This window comes from Janthinobacterium sp. EB271-G4-3-2, from assembly GCF_020858035.1.
Taxonomy (GTDB): Bacteria; Pseudomonadota; Gammaproteobacteria; order Burkholderiales; family Burkholderiaceae_D; genus Janthinobacterium; species Janthinobacterium aestuarii.
On the sequence record NZ_JACYMG010000003.1, the window covers coordinates 490983 to 507739 of the forward strand.

Sequence of the window (16757 nt, forward strand, 5' to 3'; positions counted from 1 at the left end):
ATCGCTCCTTACAGCAGAATTTTGCGCATGTCGGCCAGGACTTCGCCGAGGTACACGGAGAATCGCGCGCCCATCGCGCCATCGACCACGCGGTGGTCGTAGGACAGCGAAGTGCCCATCATCAGGCGTGGCTGGAAGGCCTTGCCATCCCATACCGGCTTGATCGAAGCTTTCGACAGGCCCAGGATCGCGACTTCCGGCGCATTGACGATAGGCGTGAAGTGCGTGCCGCCGATGCCGCCCAGGGACGAAATCGTGAAGCTGGCGCCCTGCATGTCGGCCGGTTTCAGCTTGCCTTCGCGCGCCTGCAAGGAGAGTTCCGTCATTTCGCGGGCGATCTGCGAGACCGACTTCTGGTCCGCGCCCTTGATCACGGGGACCACCAGGCCGTTCGGCGTGTCGGCCGCGAAGCCGATGTTGTAGTACTGCTTGAGGATCAGGTTCTCGCCCTTGGCATCCAGGGAAGCGTTAAACGCCGGGAATTTCTTCAGCGCGGCAACGGAAGCCTTGATGACGAAGGCCAGCATGGTCAGCTTGGCCGCATCCTTGTTCTTCGCATTGGCCGCGTTGGTGTCGACGCGGAAAGCTTCCAGGTCCGTCACGTCCGCTTCGTCGAACTGCGTGACGTGCGGGATCATGACCCAGTTGCGGTGCAAATTCGGGCCCGAGATTTTCTTGATGCGCGACAGCGGCAGCAATTCGGTCGTGCCGAACTTGCTGAAGTCCAGCGACGGCCATGGCAGCAGATCCAGGCCCACGCCCGAACCGCCTTTGGCAGCGACCGGCGCATTTGGTGCGGCGACGGCGCCCGACATCACGCCCTTGACGAAGTTCTGCACGTCTTCCTGGGTGATGCGGCCCTTCGGACCGGAACCGCCCACGCGGGTCAGGTCCACGCCCAGTTCGCGCGCGAACTTGCGGATCGATGGCGACGCGTGCGCCAGCTTGCCGTTGACGGCAGGAGCTGCAGCGGCGGCAGGAGCTGGTGCCGCCGCGGCGACCGGTGCCGAAGCGACGGCGGCGGCTGGTGCGGCGGCGGCGGCTTGCGCGGCAGGTGCTGGTGCGGCGGCAGGAGCAGCGCCACCGGTCGTTTCCACGACCAGCACCAAGCTGCCCTTGGCAACCTTGTCGCCAACCTTGACTTTCAATTCCTTGACGATACCGGCGTGGCTCGATGGAATTTCCATGCTGGCCTTGTCCGATTCGACCGTCAGCAGCGACTGGTCGACCTTGATGCTGTCGCCGACCTTGACCATCAGTTCGATGACTTCGACTTCCTTGAAGTCGCCGATATCGGGCACGGTCACTTCGACCAGGGCTGGCGCGCCGGCAGGGGCGGCAGGTGCCGGCGCGGCCGCAGGAGCGGCGGCGGGGGTTTCAGCGGCAGGTGCTGCGGCAGGGGCGGCAGCGGCAGGCGCAGGGGCCGACGCGTCGTCCGCCACTTCCAGCAGCAGGACCAGCGAACCTTCGGCGATCTTGTCGCCCACGTTGACTTTCAATTCCTTGACGACACCGGCGTGGCTCGATGGAATTTCCATGCTGGCCTTGTCCGATTCGACCGTGATCAGGGACTGGTCGACCTTGACCGTATCGCCTGGCTTGACCATCAGTTCAATGATCTCGACTTCCTTGAAATCGCCGATATCCGGGACTTTGACTTCCACAATGCTCATAGCTTGCTCCGTTATTTTATTTGTCAGATGGACCCGCACACACGCCAGGGCGGCGCTTTCGCACCGCCCTGGCATCATCGGGTCCGCACAACGATTACTGGGTCACCGGATTCGGTTTGTTCGCGTCGATGCCGTACTTGGCAATCGCCTGCTCCACCACCGACACGTCGATCTTGCCTTCGTCAGCCAGCGATTTGAGCGCGGCCACGGTGACATAATAACGGTTCACTTCGAAGAACTCGCGCAGCTTGGCGCGGCTGTCCGAGCGTCCAAAGCCATCGGTGCCGAGCACTTTATAAGTGCGGCCCTTCGGCATGAAGGCGCGGATCTGTTCTGCAAACGCGCGCATGTAGTCGGTCGTGGCGACGATCGGGCCGTCCGTGTCCTGCATCAGCGACGTCACGTATGGCACGCGCTGCTCTTTCGACGGGTTGACCATGTTCCAGCGTTCCGCATCCTGGCCATCGCGGGCCACCAGGGTCAGCGACGGCGCCGACCACACGTCCGCGGCCACGCCCCAGTCGTTTTGCAACAGCTCGGCGGCGAAGATCGATTCGCGCAGGATGGTGCCGCAGCCGATCAGCTGTACGCGCAGCTTGGCGTCCGCCGAACCTTCCTGCAGCTTGTACATGCCTTTCAGGATGCCTTCTTCCTGGCCCGGCTTGATGCCTGGCTGGGCGTAGTTCTCGTTCATGATCGTGATGTAGTAGAACACATCTTCCTGGTTGGCGATCATGCGGCGCAGGCCGTCCTGGATGATGACGGCGACTTCATGGCTGAAGGTCGGATCGTACGGCATGCAGGTCGGGATGGTCGCGGCGAAGATATGGCTGTGGCCATCTTCGTGCTGCAAGCCTTCGCCGTTCAGCGTCGTACGGCCAGCCGTGCCGCCCATCAGGAAGCCGCGGGCGCGCATGTCGGCCGAAGCCCATACCTGGTCGCCGATGCGCTGGAAGCCGAACATCGAGTAGAAGGTGTAGAACGGGATCATGATGCGGTCGTTGGTCGAGTACGACGTCGCCGCGGCGATCCACGAGCTCATGCCGCCCGCTTCGTTGATGCCCTCTTGCAGGATCTGGCCAGCCTTGTCTTCGCGGTAGTACATGACCTGGTCTTTGTCGACCGGCTCGTACAACTGGCCTTTCGGGTTGTAGATGCCGATCTGGCGGAACAGGCCTTCCATGCCGAAGGTACGCGATTCATCGACCAGGATAGGCACGACGCGCTGGCCCAGGTTCGGGTCTTTCAGCAGGGTCGAAATGACGCGCACAAACGCTTGCGTGGTCGAGATTTCACGGCCTTCAGGCGTCGCTTCGAGCACGTTCTTGAACGCGTCCAGGCCAGGCACAGGCAGGGTTTCTTCCGACTTCTGGCGGCGCTGCGGCAGGTAGCCGCCGAGGGCCTTGCGGCGCTCGTGCAGGTAGACCATTTCCGGCGCGTCGTCGGCTGGCTTGAAGAACGGGATATCGGCCAGCTTGTCGTCAGGGATAGGCAGCGAGAAGCGGTCGCGCATTTCGCGGATGGCTTCGTCGTCAAGTTTTTTCGTCTGGTGCGCCGTGTTGCGCGCTTCGCCGGACTTGCCCATGCCGTAGCCCTTGATGGTTTTCACCAGCAGGACGGTCGGCTGGCCCTTGTGTTCCTGGGCGATCTTGAATGCCGCATAGATCTTGTGCGGATCGTGGCCGCCGCGGGTCAGGCGCCAGATGTCGTCGTCCGTCATGTTGGCAACCATTTCCAGCAGCTTCGGATGCTTGCCGAAGAAGTGCTTGCGCACGTAGGCGCCGTCTTTCGCCTTGTAGTTCTGGTACTCGCCGTCGACGGTTTCCATCATCACGCGCTGCAGGATGCCTTCTTTATCTTGTGCCAGCAGGGCGTCCCAGCCCGGACCCCAGATGACCTTGACGACGTTCCAGCCGGCGCCGCGGAATTCGCCTTCCAGTTCCTGGATGATCTTGGTGTTGCCGCGCACGGGGCCGTCCAGGCGCTGCAGGTTGCAGTTGACCACGATGACCAGGTTGTCGAGCATGTCGCGTGCGGCCAGGCCGATCGCGCCCAGCGATTCCGGCTCGTCCATCTCGCCATCGCCGCAGAAGGCCCAGATCTTGCGGTTGTCGGTTTTCGCGATGCCGCGTGCGTGCAGGTATTTCAGGAAGCGCGCCTGGTAGATCGCCATGTGCGGGCCCAGGCCCATCGACACGGTCGGGAACTGCCAGAAGTCAGGCATGAGCTTCGGATGCGGGTACGAAGACAGGCCCTTGCCGTCAACTTCCTTGCGGAAGTTCAGCATTTGCTCTTCCGTCAAGCGGCCTTCGAGGAAGGCGCGCGCGTAGACGCCGGGCGACGAGTGGCCCTGGATGTACAGCAGGTCGCCGCCGTGGTCGGCCGTTGGCGCGTGCCAGAAGTGGTTGAAACCGATGCCCAGCATGTTCGCCAGCGAAGCGAACGAGGACAAGTGGCCGCCCAGGTCGCCGTCGGCGCGGTTGGCCTTGACGACCATGGCCATGGCGTTCCAGCGCATCCACGAGCGCAGGCGCTCTTCGTATTCGAGGTTGCCGGGACAGTGGGCTTCTTGCTTGGTGGGGATGGTATTGACGTAGGCGGTGGTGCTGGAGAACGGGATCTGGGCGCCGCGGCGGCGAGCCAGGTCAACCATGCGCTCCATCAGGTAATGCGCGCGTTCCGGACCTTCATTTTCCAGAACGGCTTCGAGCGCGTCCAGCCACTCCTTGGTTTCCTGCATATCCGGGTCGGTGCCGATCTGTGTCGTTACCTGGTTCAGTTGAGCTGACATCTGTTGAGTCTCCTTTGTGAACGCCCCACCCCGATTTTCCGGATCGCTGTCGGACGGTATTTCGCTGATTATTTACTATTAAGTCGGTTTAGTGTGGGGATTCTAACAGCGTATTTACTATTTTTCAAATTACGATATAGCATTTCGCATTGTGAAATTGCCCTATGAAATTTATGCTGCACTGCCGCAAATTCTGTGCGGAAATTAGGGTGATCAAAGTGCCAAAAACGGCGCCAAAAGAACCGCAGGCCCTTGCGCTCCCTAGGCCACCAGCACACCAGCAAAACGCATTAACGCCCCAGTCGTCCGCACAGGCATACCGGGCCAAGCGGGCCTGAAAAATGTCGAGGGCAAGGCGCAGCGACGCAGACAGTACGCCAGTACGGCAAGGAGCTGCAACGCCGCCATCGGCATTTTCTCAGGCCCGCGTCTCCGGCCCGCTGTTGTGCCGGGCCAGGCGGGCCTGAAAAACGTCGAGGGCAAGGCGCGGCGACGCAGACAGTACGCCAGTACGGCAAGGAGCTGCAACGCCGCCATCGGCATTTTCTCAGGCCCGCGTCTCTGGCCCGCTGTTGTCACGCCTTTGCATAGCCAAAACCGCCCCTTTGCACCGCCCGGCTTTATAATCTGTCTTTTCCCTCCCACACAGCCTCCTACCATGCCAGCACAACTGATCGACGGAATCGCCCTCTCCCAAAAACTGCGCAGCGAGATCGCCACGCGCGCCGCCGCCCTCACGGCCAAGGGCACCCAGCCCGGCCTGGCCGTGATCCTCGTCGGCGAAGACCCGGCCAGCCAGGTGTACGTCCGCAACAAGGTCAAGGCGTGCGGCGACGTGGGTTTCCACTCGGTGCTGGAAAAATATGAAGCGGACCTGTCCGAAGCGGACTTGCTGGCGCGTATCGCCAGCCTGAACACCGATCCGGCCATCCACGGCATCCTCGTGCAAATGCCGCTGCCAAAACACATCAACCCGCACAAGGTCATCGAAGCGATCGCCACGACGAAAGACGTCGATGGTTACTCCGTCCTGAGCGCAGGCGAACTGATGACGGGCTTGCCCGGCTTCCGCCCGTGCACGCCGTACGGCTGCATGAAACTGATCGAAAGCACGGGCGTGGACTTGCGCGGCAAGCACGCCGTCGTCATCGGACGCAGCAACACGGTCGGCAAGCCGATGGCCCTGCTGCTCTTGCAAGCGAACGCAACCGTCACCATCTGCCATAGTGCGACCCCGGACCTGGGCTTGTACACGCGCCAGGCGGACGTGGTCGTGGCCGCCGTCGGCCGCCGCAACACGCTGACGGCCGACATGGTCAAGCCGGGCGCCATCGTCATCGACGTGGGCATGAACCGCGACGATGAAGGCAAGCTGTGCGGCGACGTGGATTTTGCCGGTGTGAAAGAAGTCGCCTCCCACGTCACCCCCGTACCGGGTGGCGTGGGTCCGATGACGATTACGATGCTTCTCATGAACACGGTAGAGGCCGCCGAGCGCATTTAAGAATCACCGGGGCGGCATGACCGCCCTTTTATATATGGATGGAACCGACGATGAATACCAATCCCCTGCTTGATTTTTCCGGCCTGCCACGCTTCGACGCGATCACGCACGAGCATGTCACGCCTGCCATCGATACCCTTTTGGAACAGGCGCGCGCCACGGTGGCGCAGCTGGAAGCGCCCATGGAAGAAGTGAGCTGGGAAAACTTCGTCGCGCCCCAAGACCACATCGCCGAAACCCTGGGCCGCGCCTGGAGCATCGTCAACCATTTGAATAGCGTGGTCGATACGCCCGAGCTGCGCGCCGCCTACAATGCCAACCAGCCCAAGGTGACGGAATTCTGGACCGAGCTGGGCCAGAACGAAATCCTGTTTGGCAAATACAAGCAGCTGCAGGCCCGCGCCGATTTCGCCAGCCTGTCGCCGGCGCGCCGCCGCATCGTCGACAATGCCGTGCGCGACTTCCGCCTGGGCGGCGCCGAGTTGCCGGAAGATAAGAAAGAGCGCTTTGGCGCCATCCAGGAAGAACACGCGGCCGTCTCGACGCGTTTTTCCGAAAACGTGCTCGACGCCACCAATGACTACAAGTTGCTGGTCGAGAACGAGCTTGACCTGGCCGGATTGCCCGACGACGTGAAAGCCGCCGCGCGTGCCGCCGCCGAAAAAGCGGGCAAGCAGGGCTATGAATTCTCGCTGCACTTCCCGTCGTACTACCCGATCCTGCAATTTGCCGACAAGCGCGCGCTGCGCGAAACCATCTACCGCGCCAACGCCACCAAGGCGTCGGACCAGGGCGACGTGTTCAGCAAGAAGGACGAGTGGGACAATACACAGAACATCGTCACCTTGTTGCAACTGCGCGACGAAGAGGCAAAACTGCTGGGCTACGCCAATTTCGCCGAGGTGTCGCTCGTCTCCAAGATGGCCACCTCGCCCGCGCAAGTCATCGCTTTCCTGGAAGACCTGGCCAAGCGCGCGCGTCCGTTCGCCGAGAAGGACTTGGCCGAACTGAAACAATTCGCCCGCGAAGAACTGGGCATCGCCGAGCTGCAAGCGTGGGACGTGCCTTACGCTTCCGAAAAGCTGCAGGAACGCCGCTACGCGTTCTCGGCCCAGGAAGTCAAACAATATTTCCCTGAACACAAGGTGATCGACGGCCTGTTCCGCCAGATCCAGAACCTGTTCGCCGTCGAGATCAAGCCCGATACGGCGCCCGTCTGGCACCCGGACGTGCGTTTCTACCGCATCGAGCGCGACGGCAAGCTGGTCGGCCAGTTCTACCTGGACCTGTATGCGCGCGCGGGAAAAAGCGGCGGCGCCTGGATGGACGACGCGCGCGGCCGCCGCGCCGACGCGCAGCACGTGCAAACGCCGATCGCCTACCTGACCTGCAATTTCACGCAGCCGGCCGTGGTCGACGGCCAGGTCCAGCCGGCATTGTTCACGCACGATGAAGTGATCACCCTGTTCCACGAATTCGGCCACGGCCTGCACCATATGCTGACCGCCGTCGACGAGCTGGGCGTGTCGGGCATCGCCGGCGTCGAATGGGATGCCGTGGAACTGCCGTCGCAATTCATGGAAAACTTCTGCTGGGAGTGGGAAGTGCTCGAACACATGACGGCGCACGCCGTCACGGGCGAACCGCTGCCGCGCGCGCTGTACGACAAGATGCTGGCGGCCAAGAATTTCCAGTCCGGCTTGCAAACCCTGCGCCAGGTGGAGTTCTCCTTGCTCGACATGCATTTGCATTACGACTACGATGCCGGCACGGGCCAGAGCGTGCAGCAGCTGATCGACGGCGTGCGCGCCAAGTTTTCGCTGCTCATCCCACCCCCGTTCAACCGCTTCCAGAATGCCTTCGGGCATATCTTCGCCGGCGGCTACGCGGCTGGCTACTACAGCTACAAGTGGGCCGAGGTGCTGTCCGCCGACGCCTATGCGGCGTTTGAAGAAGCCAAGGCGCTGGGACCGGACGCCACCACGGCGGCGGGCAAGCGTTACTTGCAGGAAATCCTGTCCGTCGGCGGCTCGCGCCCGGCGCTCGAATCGTTCACGGCCTTCCGCGGCCGCGAACCGTCGATCGACGCCCTGCTGCGCCACAGCGGCATGGCAGCTTGAATCGCGCCATGAGCCGCGTCGATTTTCACAGCAACGTGCCGGACAAGCTGGCCTACGCGTGCCGCCTGGCGCGCAAGGCCTATATGGCCGGCAACAAGGTCGTCGTGCTGGCGGCCGACAGCGCCCAGCTCGACGCCTTGAACAGCGCCATGTGGACCATTTCCGCCACCGATTTCCTGCCGCACGTGCTGGCCGGCGATCCGCTGGCGGCACAAACGCCGATCATCCTGACCGATGACGAAACGGCCGAGCTGCCGCACCACGACATCCTCGTCAACCTGTCGCAGTTGCCGCCCGCCAATTACGCACAGTTCCAGCGCGTCTTCGAGATCGTCTCCATGGATGAGCAAGATGCGCAGGCGGGCCGCCAGCGCTTCCTGCACTACCGCCAGCAAAACGTGCAGCCGACCCACTTCGTGGCAGGGAAGACATGAGCCAGCAGCCATTCGACCAGGGCATCCCCCTGTTGACGGAGGTGCTGCTGGGGCCGGAAGTGGCCGAGGCCGTCGCGCCCGCCGCAGCGGCGCCTGCCGTCGAGGAAGCGCCGGCGTTGCCGCCTACGGTGGCGCAGCCCGACTGGGACGCCATCGAACAGCGGCTGACGCAGCGCATCCTGCACCAGGTGCAGGGCAAGATCGACCATCTGCTGGAAGAGCGCATCGCCCACGTGCTGCAGACGGCCCTGCAAAACGCCCTGATCGGCATGCGCGGCGCCCTGCGCGAAGACTTGCGGCAGTCGCTGGAGCAGATCGTGGCGCATGCGGTCAGTCATGAGCTCGGTCACCTGCATCCACCCGCGCAAGCCTGAGCATGCTGCGCAATGTCGGGTTACGCGCTTTGCGCTAACCCGACCTACCCTATTCTTCCCTCCAACGCCATTCTTTGGTGCGCTCGCGCCTGCGAAATCGGTGCATCGCGCCTCACTTTGGTGATTGTTGCGACAAAATGTAAAAAGCCCGAAATGCGGCTTTGCGCCGCTTGTTTTTTGTTGTACCTTTCTTCACACGCACCGCCTGTCGAAGCGGTTTTCACGAGACGCCGCCGTATCTTTATCCATTGGAGAATGTTTATGCTGCTCAAGACCAAAGTCCTTCCTCTCGCCCTCGCCCTCGCTTTTGCCGGCCATGCGGGCGCACAGGAAATCATCAAGATCGGCCACGTCGCCCCGGTCTCTGGCGCCAGCTCCCACCTGGGCAAGGATAACGAGAACGCGGCCAAGATGGCCATCGAGGATTTGAACGCCAAAGGCTTCAAGATCGATGGCAAGGCCGTGAAATTCGTGCTGGTCCCCGAAGATGACGCAGCCGATCCCAAACAGGGCACGGCCGTGGCGCAAAAGCTGGTCGACGCCAAGGTCAACGGCGTCGTCGGCCACCTGAATTCGGGCACGACGATTCCCGCCTCGCGCATTTACTTCAATGCCGGCATTCCGCAGATTTCACCGGCCGCCACCAACCCGACCTATACGCAGCAAAAATTCAACACGGCCTTCCGCGTCGTCGCCAATGACAACAAACTGGGTGGCACCCTGGGCGCGTATGCCGTGGGCAAGCTGCAAGCGAAGAAAATCGCCGTCATCGATGACCGCACGGCCTACGGCCAGGGCGTGGCGGAACAGTTCGTCAAGGGCGCCAAGAAGGCGGCACCTGGCGTGCAAATCGTCGGCAAGGAATTTACCAATGCCAACGCGACGGACTTCAATGCCATCCTGACCAGCATCAAGTCGAAAAATCCCGACCTGATCTTCTTTGGCGGCATGGATTCCGTGGGCGGCCCCATGCTGCGCCAGATGAAGGCGCTGGGCATCAAGGCCAAGTTCATGGGCGGCGACGGCCTGTGCACGGAACCGCTGGGCAAGCTGGCCGGCGACGCCGTGGGCGAAGACATGGTCACCTGCGCGGAAGCGGGCGGCGTGACGGGTGCGCAGCAAAAAGGCATGGATGATTTCCGCGCCCGCTACAAGCAAAAGTACAACATGGAAGTGCAGCTGTACGCGCCGTACGTATACGATGCCGTGATGACCATGGCCACCGCCATGGCCGACGCCAAATCGTCGAAACCGTCCGTCTACTTGCCGTTCCTGGCCAAGGTGCACTACCAGGGCGTGACGGGACCGATCTCGTTCGACGCCAACGGCGACATCAAGGATGGCGCGCTGACCTTGTTCACGTATCGTGACGGCAAGAAGACCAAGATGGAAGTGGTCAAGTAAGCGACTGCGTCGCCACGTAAGCCTGCAAGCCTTCGGCCAACGCGTCGAAGGTGGCGCGGCAGCGCAGGCTGCCGCGCAGGTCTTCATGCATGGTGACCCACGTTTCCATCGGTAGCGAAAACGCCTGCGGCAACACGCGCCGCAGGGCCGGATCGCGCGCCGCCAGCCCCGCCTGGCACACGCCGATGCCGGCACCCGCCCGTATCAGGGCCAGCTGCGCCAGGTCGCTGTCGCTGCGCCAGGCAAAATTTTCCCGCGTAAATCCGTTGAAAGCCGCGCCCGCGTTGCGCACGAAGGAGCTCGCCTCGTCGTAGCCGATGACGGCATGCCGCGCCAGATCGGCCAGCGCCAGCGGCGTGCCATGCCGTGCCAGGTAGTCCATGTGCGTGTGCAGGCCCAGTTCGATATCGCCCACCTTGCGCGCCACCAGCTGCTCCTGGCGCGGACGCAGCATACGCACGGCGATATCCGCCTCGCGGCGCAGCAAATCCTGCACCTTGTTGCTCAATACCAATTCAATGACCAAGTCCGGATGACGCGCGCGCAAGCTGGCCAGGATGGGCGGCAGCACCTCCACGCCCACCACTTCGCTGGCGGCGATGCGCACGACGCCGGCCACGCCCTGCCCCTGGCTGCAGGCGGCGCGCTCCATCAGGGCGGCAGTATGTTCCATGGTTTCCGCATGGGGCCGCAGCGCCAGCGCCACTTCCGTGGGGAGCAAGCCCAGCTGGGAGCGCGTGAACAGGGTCGCACCCAGCGCCTGCTCGAGCGCGGCGATATGCCGGCCGACGGTCGGTTGCGTGATGGCCAGCGCGCGGGCCGCGCCGGACAGGGAGCCGTGCTTGAGCACGGCCAGCAGCGAACGGTAGTATTCCCAGGCAATCGAGGTAGTCATACATAAATGTATAGCCTATGGTCGATGCTCGTCAATTCCCAATTAGTCCTGCGCGGCAGATACTAGCCTCATCAACCACACGGAGGACACAATGGACAAAACGGCATTGGTACTGGGCGCCACGGGCGGCATCGGCGGCGAGATGGTGCGCCAGCTCGTGGCGGCGGACTGGCAGGTGCGCGCCTTGACGCGGGGAAAAACGCCATCGCCACGGGGCGACGGCGTTGAATGGCTGTGCGGCGACGCGCTATCGCGCGCGGACGTGCTGGCGGCCGCCAAAGGCTGCGCCGTCATCGTGCACGCCGTCAACCCGCCCGGTTACCGGAACTGGGGCCAGCTGGTGCTGCCCATGCTCGACAACACCATCGCCGCGGCGATTGCCGAAAACGCCACAATCGTGCTGCCGGGCACCGTGTACAACTTCGGCCCCGACGCCTTTCCAGTCTTGGCGGAAGACGCGCCGCAACGCCCGCAAACGCGCAAGGGCGCCATCCGCGTGGAACTGGAAGCGCGGCTGGAACGGGCCGCCACGCAGGGCGCCAGGGTCATCATCGTGCGCGCTGGCGACTTCTTCGGCGCCCGCGCCGGCAATAACTGGTTTTCGCAGGGTCTGGTGAAACCGGGCCAGAGGGTGCGCAGCGTGCTGTATCCGGGCCTGCCCGGCATCGGCCACCAGTGGTCCTACCTGCCCGACGTGGCGCGCACGATGGTGCAATTGCTGGCCATACGCGCCACCTTGCCCGCATTCTCCCGCTTTCACATGGCCGGCCACTGGGACCACGACGGCCGGCAAATGACGGGGGCGATTGCCCGCGTGGTGGAACAGGCGACAGGAACCGCGCCCGCCACCCGGCGTTTTCCGTGGTGGCTGGTGGCGCTGGCGTCGCCGTTCGTGGCGACTTTGCGTGAAATGCGCGAGATGCGCTATCTGTGGCAAACGCCCTTGTCCATGGACAATGCGCGGCTGCTGGCCGTGCTGGGCCGGGAGCCGCATACGCCACTTGACGAGGCGGTGCGGGCGACATTGGAAGGCATGGGCAATCTGCAAAAGGTCGCGGGCAAAAAAAATGCGCCGGGATTGCCGGCGCGCTAATTGCTGGTACTGCGGCACAGATTATTTCTGTGCCAGTACCCATTTAACCAGGGTGTGGGCTTCAGCATCGCTCACTTGCGGGTTCGCTGGCATCGGGATCGCGCCCCAGGTGCCGGAACCGCCCTTCATGACTTTCGCCACGAGCTTGTTTTCAGCGTCTTTCTGGCCGGCGTACTTGGCAGCCACGTCCTTGAACGCAGGGCCCACCAGTTTCGTGCTCACCGCATGGCAAGCCATGCAGTTTTTTGCTTTCGCCAGATCCGGATTGGCCAACGCTGCTTGCGATGCCAGAGCCGATACGGTCAATACACTCACCAACATAAAACGTTTCATTGTCTTTTCTCCAAAGTTACTTCCTGCGGCATTTTACTGTGTTTCCGCAGATGCACCACGAGCCCAGATCAAGCGTTTCAATGTAGTAACGCAGTGTAGTAGCGATTAGGCATTCATATTCTGCCCCATCTGCGCGTCCATGACCATGTTGTTTGTAAGGCGATGTAACGACAAGCGGCCCCGCGCAGTGGATCGGGGCCGCTTGTCTTACCTGCGCAACAGATCAGCGCTTCTTCAACTGCGACAGGTCGCGCACGGCGCCCCGGTCGGCCGACGTCGTCAGCGCCGCATACGCCTGCAGTGCCTGCGACACGTAGCGGTCGCGGTTGACGGGCAGCCAGGCCGCATCGCCCTTCGCTTCCATGGCGGCGCGGCGCGCGGCCAGTTCCGCATCCGTCACGCGCAGGTTGATGGTGCGCTCGGGGATGTCGATGTCGATGAAGTCTCCCTCTTCCACCAGGCCGATGGCGCCGCCTTCGGCCGCTTCCGGCGAGGCGTGGCCGATCACCAGGCCCGAGGAACCGCCCGAGAAGCGTCCGTCCGTGAACAGCGCGCACGCCTTGCCCAGGCCCTTCGATTTGATGTACGAGGTCGGGTACAGCATTTCCTGCATGCCGGGACCGCCTTTCGGGCCTTCGTAGCGGATGATGACGACGTCGCCTTCATGCACGGTATCGGCCAAAATCGCTTCCACAGCGGAATCCTGGCTTTCGAACACGCGCGCCTTGCCCGAGAATTTCAAGATGCTTTCATCGACGCCGGCCGTCTTGACGATGCAGCCCTTTTCGGCCAGGTTGCCGTACAAGACGGCCAGGCCGCCATCCTGCGAATAGGCGTGGGCCTTGTCGCGGATGCAGCCCGTGCTGCGGTCCGTGTCGACTGCCGCAAAACGCTCCGATTGCGAGAACGCCGTCTGCGTCGGCACGCCGCCAGGGGCGGCGCGGAACAGTTCATGCACGGCCGGATCGTCCGTGCACTTGATGTCGTTTTGCGCGATGGCGTCGGCCAGGGTCGGCGCGTGAATCGTCGGCAAAGTCGTGTTGAGCAGGCCGGCGCGCGCCAGTTCGCCCAAAATCCCCACGATGCCGCCCGCGCGGTGCACGTCTTCGATATGGTATTTGTCCGTCATCGGCGCCACCTTGCACAGGCACGGTACCTTGCGCGAGATGCGGTCGATGTCGGCCATCGTGAATTCCACTTCCGCCTCGTGCGCGGCGGCCAGCAAGTGCAGCACGGTGTTGGTCGAGCCGCCCATGGAGACGTCGAGCGCCATCGCGTTCTCGAACGCGGCCTTGGTGGCGATCGAGCGTGGCAGCACCGAGTAGTCATCCTGCTCGTAGTGGCGCTTGGCCAGTTCGACGATCAGGCGGCCCGCGCGCAGGAACAGCTGCTGGCGGTCCGAGTGCGTGGCCAGAATCGTGCCGTTGCCGGGCAGGGCCAGGCCCAGCGCCTCGGTCAAACAGTTCATCGAATTGGCTGTAAACATGCCGGAGCAGGAACCGCAGGTCGGACAGGCCGAGCGTTCGATTTCCGCCACGTCGGCGTCGGACACGGTGCTGTCGCCCGCCTTGATCATGGCGTCGACCAGGTCCAGCTTGATGATCTTCTGCGTGCCGTTGACGACCTTGACGACCTTGCCCGCTTCCATCGGCCCGCCGGAAATAAACACGACGGGGATATTGATGCGCATGGCGGCCATCAGCATGCCCGGCGTGATCTTGTCGCAGTTCGAGATGCAGACCATCGCGTCGGCGCAGTGGGCATTGACCATGTATTCGACGGAGTCGGCGATCAGGTCGCGCGACGGCAGCGAATACAGCATGCCGCCGTGGCCCATGGCGATGCCGTCATCGACGGCGATGGTGTTGAATTCCTTGGCCACGCCGCCGGCCTTTTCGATTTCGCGCGCCACCATCTGGCCCAGGTCCTTCAGGTGCACGTGGCCGGGCACAAACTGGGTGAACGAGTTGACGACGGCGATGATCGGCTTGTCGAAGTCGCCGTCCTTCATGCCGGTGGCGCGCCACAGGGCGCGGGCGCCAGCCATGTTGCGGCCGTGGGTGGTGGTGCGGGAGCGGTATTGCGGCATGATGGACCTTCCAAAAGTGTTAGTGCCTGACTGTGCGGGCCTGCAGTAAAACCCTGCATGCAGTGGGGGTACGCCAGATTGCCTTGCGCGCGCCCCACTGTCAAATATATGATGCACGTGTCTGTGAGTCGTTTTGGATATCACAGAAGTTATTCCGCATGGAAATACATATGAATCTGGAACTGCGCCAGCTGCGCTACTTTGTCACCGTCGCCGAGGAATTGCACTTCGGCCGCGCCGCCGCGCGCCTGCACATGACGCAGCCGCCCCTGTCGCAAACCATCATGGCGCTGGAAGAATTGCTGGGCGCCCCGCTGTTCGTGCGCACGCGGCGCGAAGTGCAGCTGACGCCGGCCGGCACGGCCCTGCTGCCCGAGGCGCGCCGGCTGCTGGCGCAGGCGCAGGATTTATCCGCTCTGGTGCGGCGGGCCGCGCAGGGCGAGGCGGGACGGCTGAGCCTGGCCTTCGTCTCGTCGGCCGACTACAGCGTGCTGCCGCCCCTGCTGCGCGCGTACCAGACGGCTTATCCGCAAGTGCAAATCCAACTACAGGAAGCCACCTCCGACCTGCAGCTCGATGAACTGCTGGCCGGGCGCACGGATGCGGGCCTGCTGATCCCGCCCCTGCCCGAAAAAGCAAAAGGGGAACTCGATTACCTGCCCGTGCTGGCCGAACCGCTGGTGCTGGCCGCGCCGTCCGGCCTCGGCATATTGAATACGCCGGGTCCCGTGCGCCTGCGCGACGTGCCGCCCCTGCCCTTGATCGTTTTCCCGCGCGCCATTTCTCCCGCCCTGCATGACGCGATTCTGGGCGTGTTCCGCGCGGCCGGCATCACGCCGCAGATCGGCCAGGAAGCGATCCAGATGCAAACCATCGTCAGCCTCGTCTCGGCTGGCATGGGCATCGCGCTTGTGCCACAATCGGTATCGAATCTGATGCGCCCGGGCGTAGAATACAGGCCGCTGCAGGACGCCACGCCGCTGGTGGAAACGGGCCTGGCCTGGCGCCGCGACAATCCGTCCGCCGTGCTGCAAGGTTTCCTGGCGCTGCTGCGCAAGCAGATCGGCGCGGCCGCCGATTAAATTAAGTGGCCGCTAAGACAAAAAACGGCCAGCGCCCCCATACTACGCAACCTTGGCTTTAAACAAAGAAAGAAACCCCATGCTGATACACCCGATGCCCGACCCGATAGCCATCCAGATCGGCCCGCTCGCCGTGCACTGGTACGGCCTGATGTATGTGCTGGCCTTTGCCCTGTTCATTATCCTGGGCAGAGTGCGCATCAAGCAGCCGCACATCGCCATGCTGGGCTGGAAGAAGGAAGACCTCGATGACATGCTGTTCTACGGCATGCTGGGCGTGGTGATCGGCGGGCGCCTGGGCGAAGTGCTGTTCTACCGTCCCGAATATTTCATGCACAACCCGCTCGAGATCTTCATGGTCTGGCATGGCGGCATGTCCTTCCATGGCGGCTTCCTCGGCGTCATCCTGGCCATGTATCTGTGGGGCCGCAAGGCGGGCCGCAACCTGTTCGACGTGCTCGACTTCATCGCCCCGCTGGTGCCGCTCGGCTACGCGGCCGGCCGCCTGGGCAACTTCATCAATGCCGAACTGCCGGGCCGCATCGCGCCGGAAACCCTGCCGTGGGCCATGCAGTGGCCAGGCATTCCGTATCCCGTGCACCCGTCGCCGCTCTACCAGATGCTGGTCGACGGCATCCTCGTCTTCATCATCCTGTGGCTGTTTGCGCGCAAGCAGCGTCCGCGCATGGCCGTGGGCGCCATGTTTACCCTGCTGTACGGCTGCGCGCGCTTCATCACCGAATACTTCCGCACGCCGGACTGGGAAGTCGTGTGGCTTGGCGTGCCGATCACGTCGGGCCAGATGCTGTCCCTGCCGATGATCGTCGGCGCCATCGCCCTGCTGGTGTGGGCATATAAAAGCCAGGTAATGGGCGCCCCGCCCACCAAGGCGCGTCCGGCCAACACGTAAAACCGCCGTTCTCCAGGTGGCGCGCCAGGCAGGCGCGCCACTCTCCCTCCCTGCC

The 16757-nt window shown here is 63.1% G+C and carries 13 protein-coding genes; 8 read left to right on the forward strand and 5 right to left on the reverse strand.

Annotated features, from left to right (window positions below; translation table 11 throughout):
- Window positions 1-8 precede the first annotated feature (8 nt).
- Both aceF and aceE read right to left on the reverse strand, forming a co-directional pair.
- Window positions 9-1673, reverse strand: a complete 1665-nt coding sequence (gene aceF, locus IGS55_RS10080) for a dihydrolipoyllysine-residue acetyltransferase (RefSeq protein WP_230517148.1) — start codon at window positions 1671-1673, stop codon at window positions 9-11.
- 94 nt (window positions 1674-1767) lie between these two features.
- On the reverse strand, window positions 1768-4464 hold the full coding sequence (aceE, locus tag IGS55_RS10085; protein ID WP_230517147.1) for a pyruvate dehydrogenase (acetyl-transferring), homodimeric type: 2697 nt from the start codon (window positions 4462-4464) through the stop codon (window positions 1768-1770).
- 658 nt (window positions 4465-5122) lie between these two features.
- Here aceE and folD point away from each other — a divergent pair.
- From folD to IGS55_RS10110, 5 genes are all read left to right on the forward strand, one after another.
- A complete protein-coding gene (gene folD / locus IGS55_RS10090) occupies window positions 5123-5968 on the forward strand; it encodes a bifunctional methylenetetrahydrofolate dehydrogenase/methenyltetrahydrofolate cyclohydrolase FolD (protein ID WP_230517146.1) in 846 nt (281 codons plus the stop codon).
- A gap of 50 nt (window positions 5969-6018) precedes the next feature.
- Window positions 6019-8088, forward strand: a complete 2070-nt coding sequence (locus tag IGS55_RS10095; protein WP_442908156.1) for a M3 family metallopeptidase — start codon at window positions 6019-6021, stop codon at window positions 8086-8088.
- 8 nt (window positions 8089-8096) lie between these two features.
- Window positions 8097-8522: a DNA polymerase III subunit chi gene (locus IGS55_RS10100; protein WP_230517144.1), complete on the forward strand. Its 426-nt coding sequence runs from the start codon at window positions 8097-8099 to the stop codon at window positions 8520-8522.
- On the forward strand, window positions 8519-8896 hold the full coding sequence (locus IGS55_RS10105; RefSeq protein ID WP_230517143.1) for a hypothetical protein: 378 nt from the start codon (window positions 8519-8521) through the stop codon (window positions 8894-8896). Before IGS55_RS10100 ends, IGS55_RS10105 begins: the two co-directional genes overlap by 4 nt.
- Before the next feature lie 261 nt (window positions 8897-9157).
- Complete coding sequence (locus tag IGS55_RS10110) at window positions 9158-10300, forward strand: branched-chain amino acid ABC transporter substrate-binding protein (RefSeq protein ID WP_070301412.1); 1143 nt, start codon at window positions 9158-9160, stop codon at window positions 10298-10300.
- Here IGS55_RS10110 and IGS55_RS10115 read toward each other — a convergent pair.
- Complete coding sequence (locus IGS55_RS10115; RefSeq protein WP_230517142.1) at window positions 10293-11195, reverse strand: LysR family transcriptional regulator; 903 nt, start codon at window positions 11193-11195, stop codon at window positions 10293-10295. The genes IGS55_RS10110 and IGS55_RS10115 overlap by 8 nt on opposite strands.
- Before the next feature lie 91 nt (window positions 11196-11286).
- Here IGS55_RS10115 and IGS55_RS10120 point away from each other — a divergent pair, with 91 nt between their 5' ends.
- Window positions 11287-12288, forward strand: a complete 1002-nt coding sequence (locus tag IGS55_RS10120) for an NAD(P)H-binding protein (RefSeq protein WP_230517141.1) — start codon at window positions 11287-11289, stop codon at window positions 12286-12288.
- Between the two features lie 21 nt (window positions 12289-12309).
- Here IGS55_RS10120 and IGS55_RS10125 read toward each other — a convergent pair whose 3' ends face one another.
- Both IGS55_RS10125 and ilvD read right to left on the reverse strand, forming a co-directional pair.
- The gene (locus tag IGS55_RS10125) at window positions 12310-12621 is read right to left on the reverse strand and encodes a c-type cytochrome (protein ID WP_034747381.1); all 312 of its coding nucleotides are present in this window, start codon (window positions 12619-12621) and stop codon (window positions 12310-12312) included.
- 223 nt (window positions 12622-12844) lie between these two features.
- A complete protein-coding gene (ilvD, locus tag IGS55_RS10130; RefSeq protein ID WP_230517140.1) occupies window positions 12845-14710 on the reverse strand; it encodes a dihydroxy-acid dehydratase in 1866 nt (621 codons plus the stop codon).
- Window positions 14711-14880: 170 nt separating this feature from the next.
- Here ilvD and IGS55_RS10135 point away from each other — a divergent pair, with 170 nt between their 5' ends.
- Window positions 14881-15792 carry a LysR family transcriptional regulator gene (locus tag IGS55_RS10135; RefSeq protein ID WP_230517139.1) on the forward strand — a complete coding sequence of 304 codons (912 nt, stop codon included), beginning with the start codon at window positions 14881-14883 and terminating at the stop codon, window positions 15790-15792.
- 79 nt (window positions 15793-15871) lie between these two features.
- A complete protein-coding gene (lgt, locus tag IGS55_RS10140) occupies window positions 15872-16702 on the forward strand; it encodes a prolipoprotein diacylglyceryl transferase (RefSeq protein ID WP_230517138.1) in 831 nt (276 codons plus the stop codon).
- The last annotated feature ends 55 nt before the right edge of the window (window positions 16703-16757 follow it).

Excerpts from the sequence above, each read along its gene's own strand:
- aceF (WP_230517148.1), bottom strand. The coding sequence starts at position 1,673 with ATGAGCATTGTGGAAGTCAAAGTCCCGGATATCGGCGATTTCAAGGAA.
- aceE (WP_230517147.1), bottom strand. The coding sequence starts at position 4,464 with ATGTCAGCTCAACTGAACCAGGTAACGACACAGATCGGCACCGACCCG.
- folD (WP_230517146.1), top strand. The coding sequence starts at position 5,123 with ATGCCAGCACAACTGATCGACGGAATCGCCCTCTCCCAAAAACTGCGC.
- IGS55_RS10095 (WP_442908156.1), top strand. The coding sequence starts at position 6,019 with ATGAATACCAATCCCCTGCTTGATTTTTCCGGCCTGCCACGCTTCGAC.
- IGS55_RS10100 (WP_230517144.1), top strand. The coding sequence starts at position 8,097 with ATGAGCCGCGTCGATTTTCACAGCAACGTGCCGGACAAGCTGGCCTAC.
- IGS55_RS10105 (WP_230517143.1), top strand. The coding sequence starts at position 8,519 with ATGAGCCAGCAGCCATTCGACCAGGGCATCCCCCTGTTGACGGAGGTG.
- IGS55_RS10110 (WP_070301412.1), top strand. The coding sequence starts at position 9,158 with ATGCTGCTCAAGACCAAAGTCCTTCCTCTCGCCCTCGCCCTCGCTTTT.
- IGS55_RS10115 (WP_230517142.1), bottom strand. The coding sequence starts at position 11,195 with ATGACTACCTCGATTGCCTGGGAATACTACCGTTCGCTGCTGGCCGTG.
- IGS55_RS10120 (WP_230517141.1), top strand. The coding sequence starts at position 11,287 with ATGGACAAAACGGCATTGGTACTGGGCGCCACGGGCGGCATCGGCGGC.
- IGS55_RS10125 (WP_034747381.1), bottom strand. The coding sequence starts at position 12,621 with ATGAAACGTTTTATGTTGGTGAGTGTATTGACCGTATCGGCTCTGGCA.
- ilvD (WP_230517140.1), bottom strand. The coding sequence starts at position 14,710 with ATGCCGCAATACCGCTCCCGCACCACCACCCACGGCCGCAACATGGCT.
- IGS55_RS10135 (WP_230517139.1), top strand. The coding sequence starts at position 14,881 with ATGAATCTGGAACTGCGCCAGCTGCGCTACTTTGTCACCGTCGCCGAG.
- lgt (WP_230517138.1), top strand. The coding sequence starts at position 15,872 with ATGCTGATACACCCGATGCCCGACCCGATAGCCATCCAGATCGGCCCG.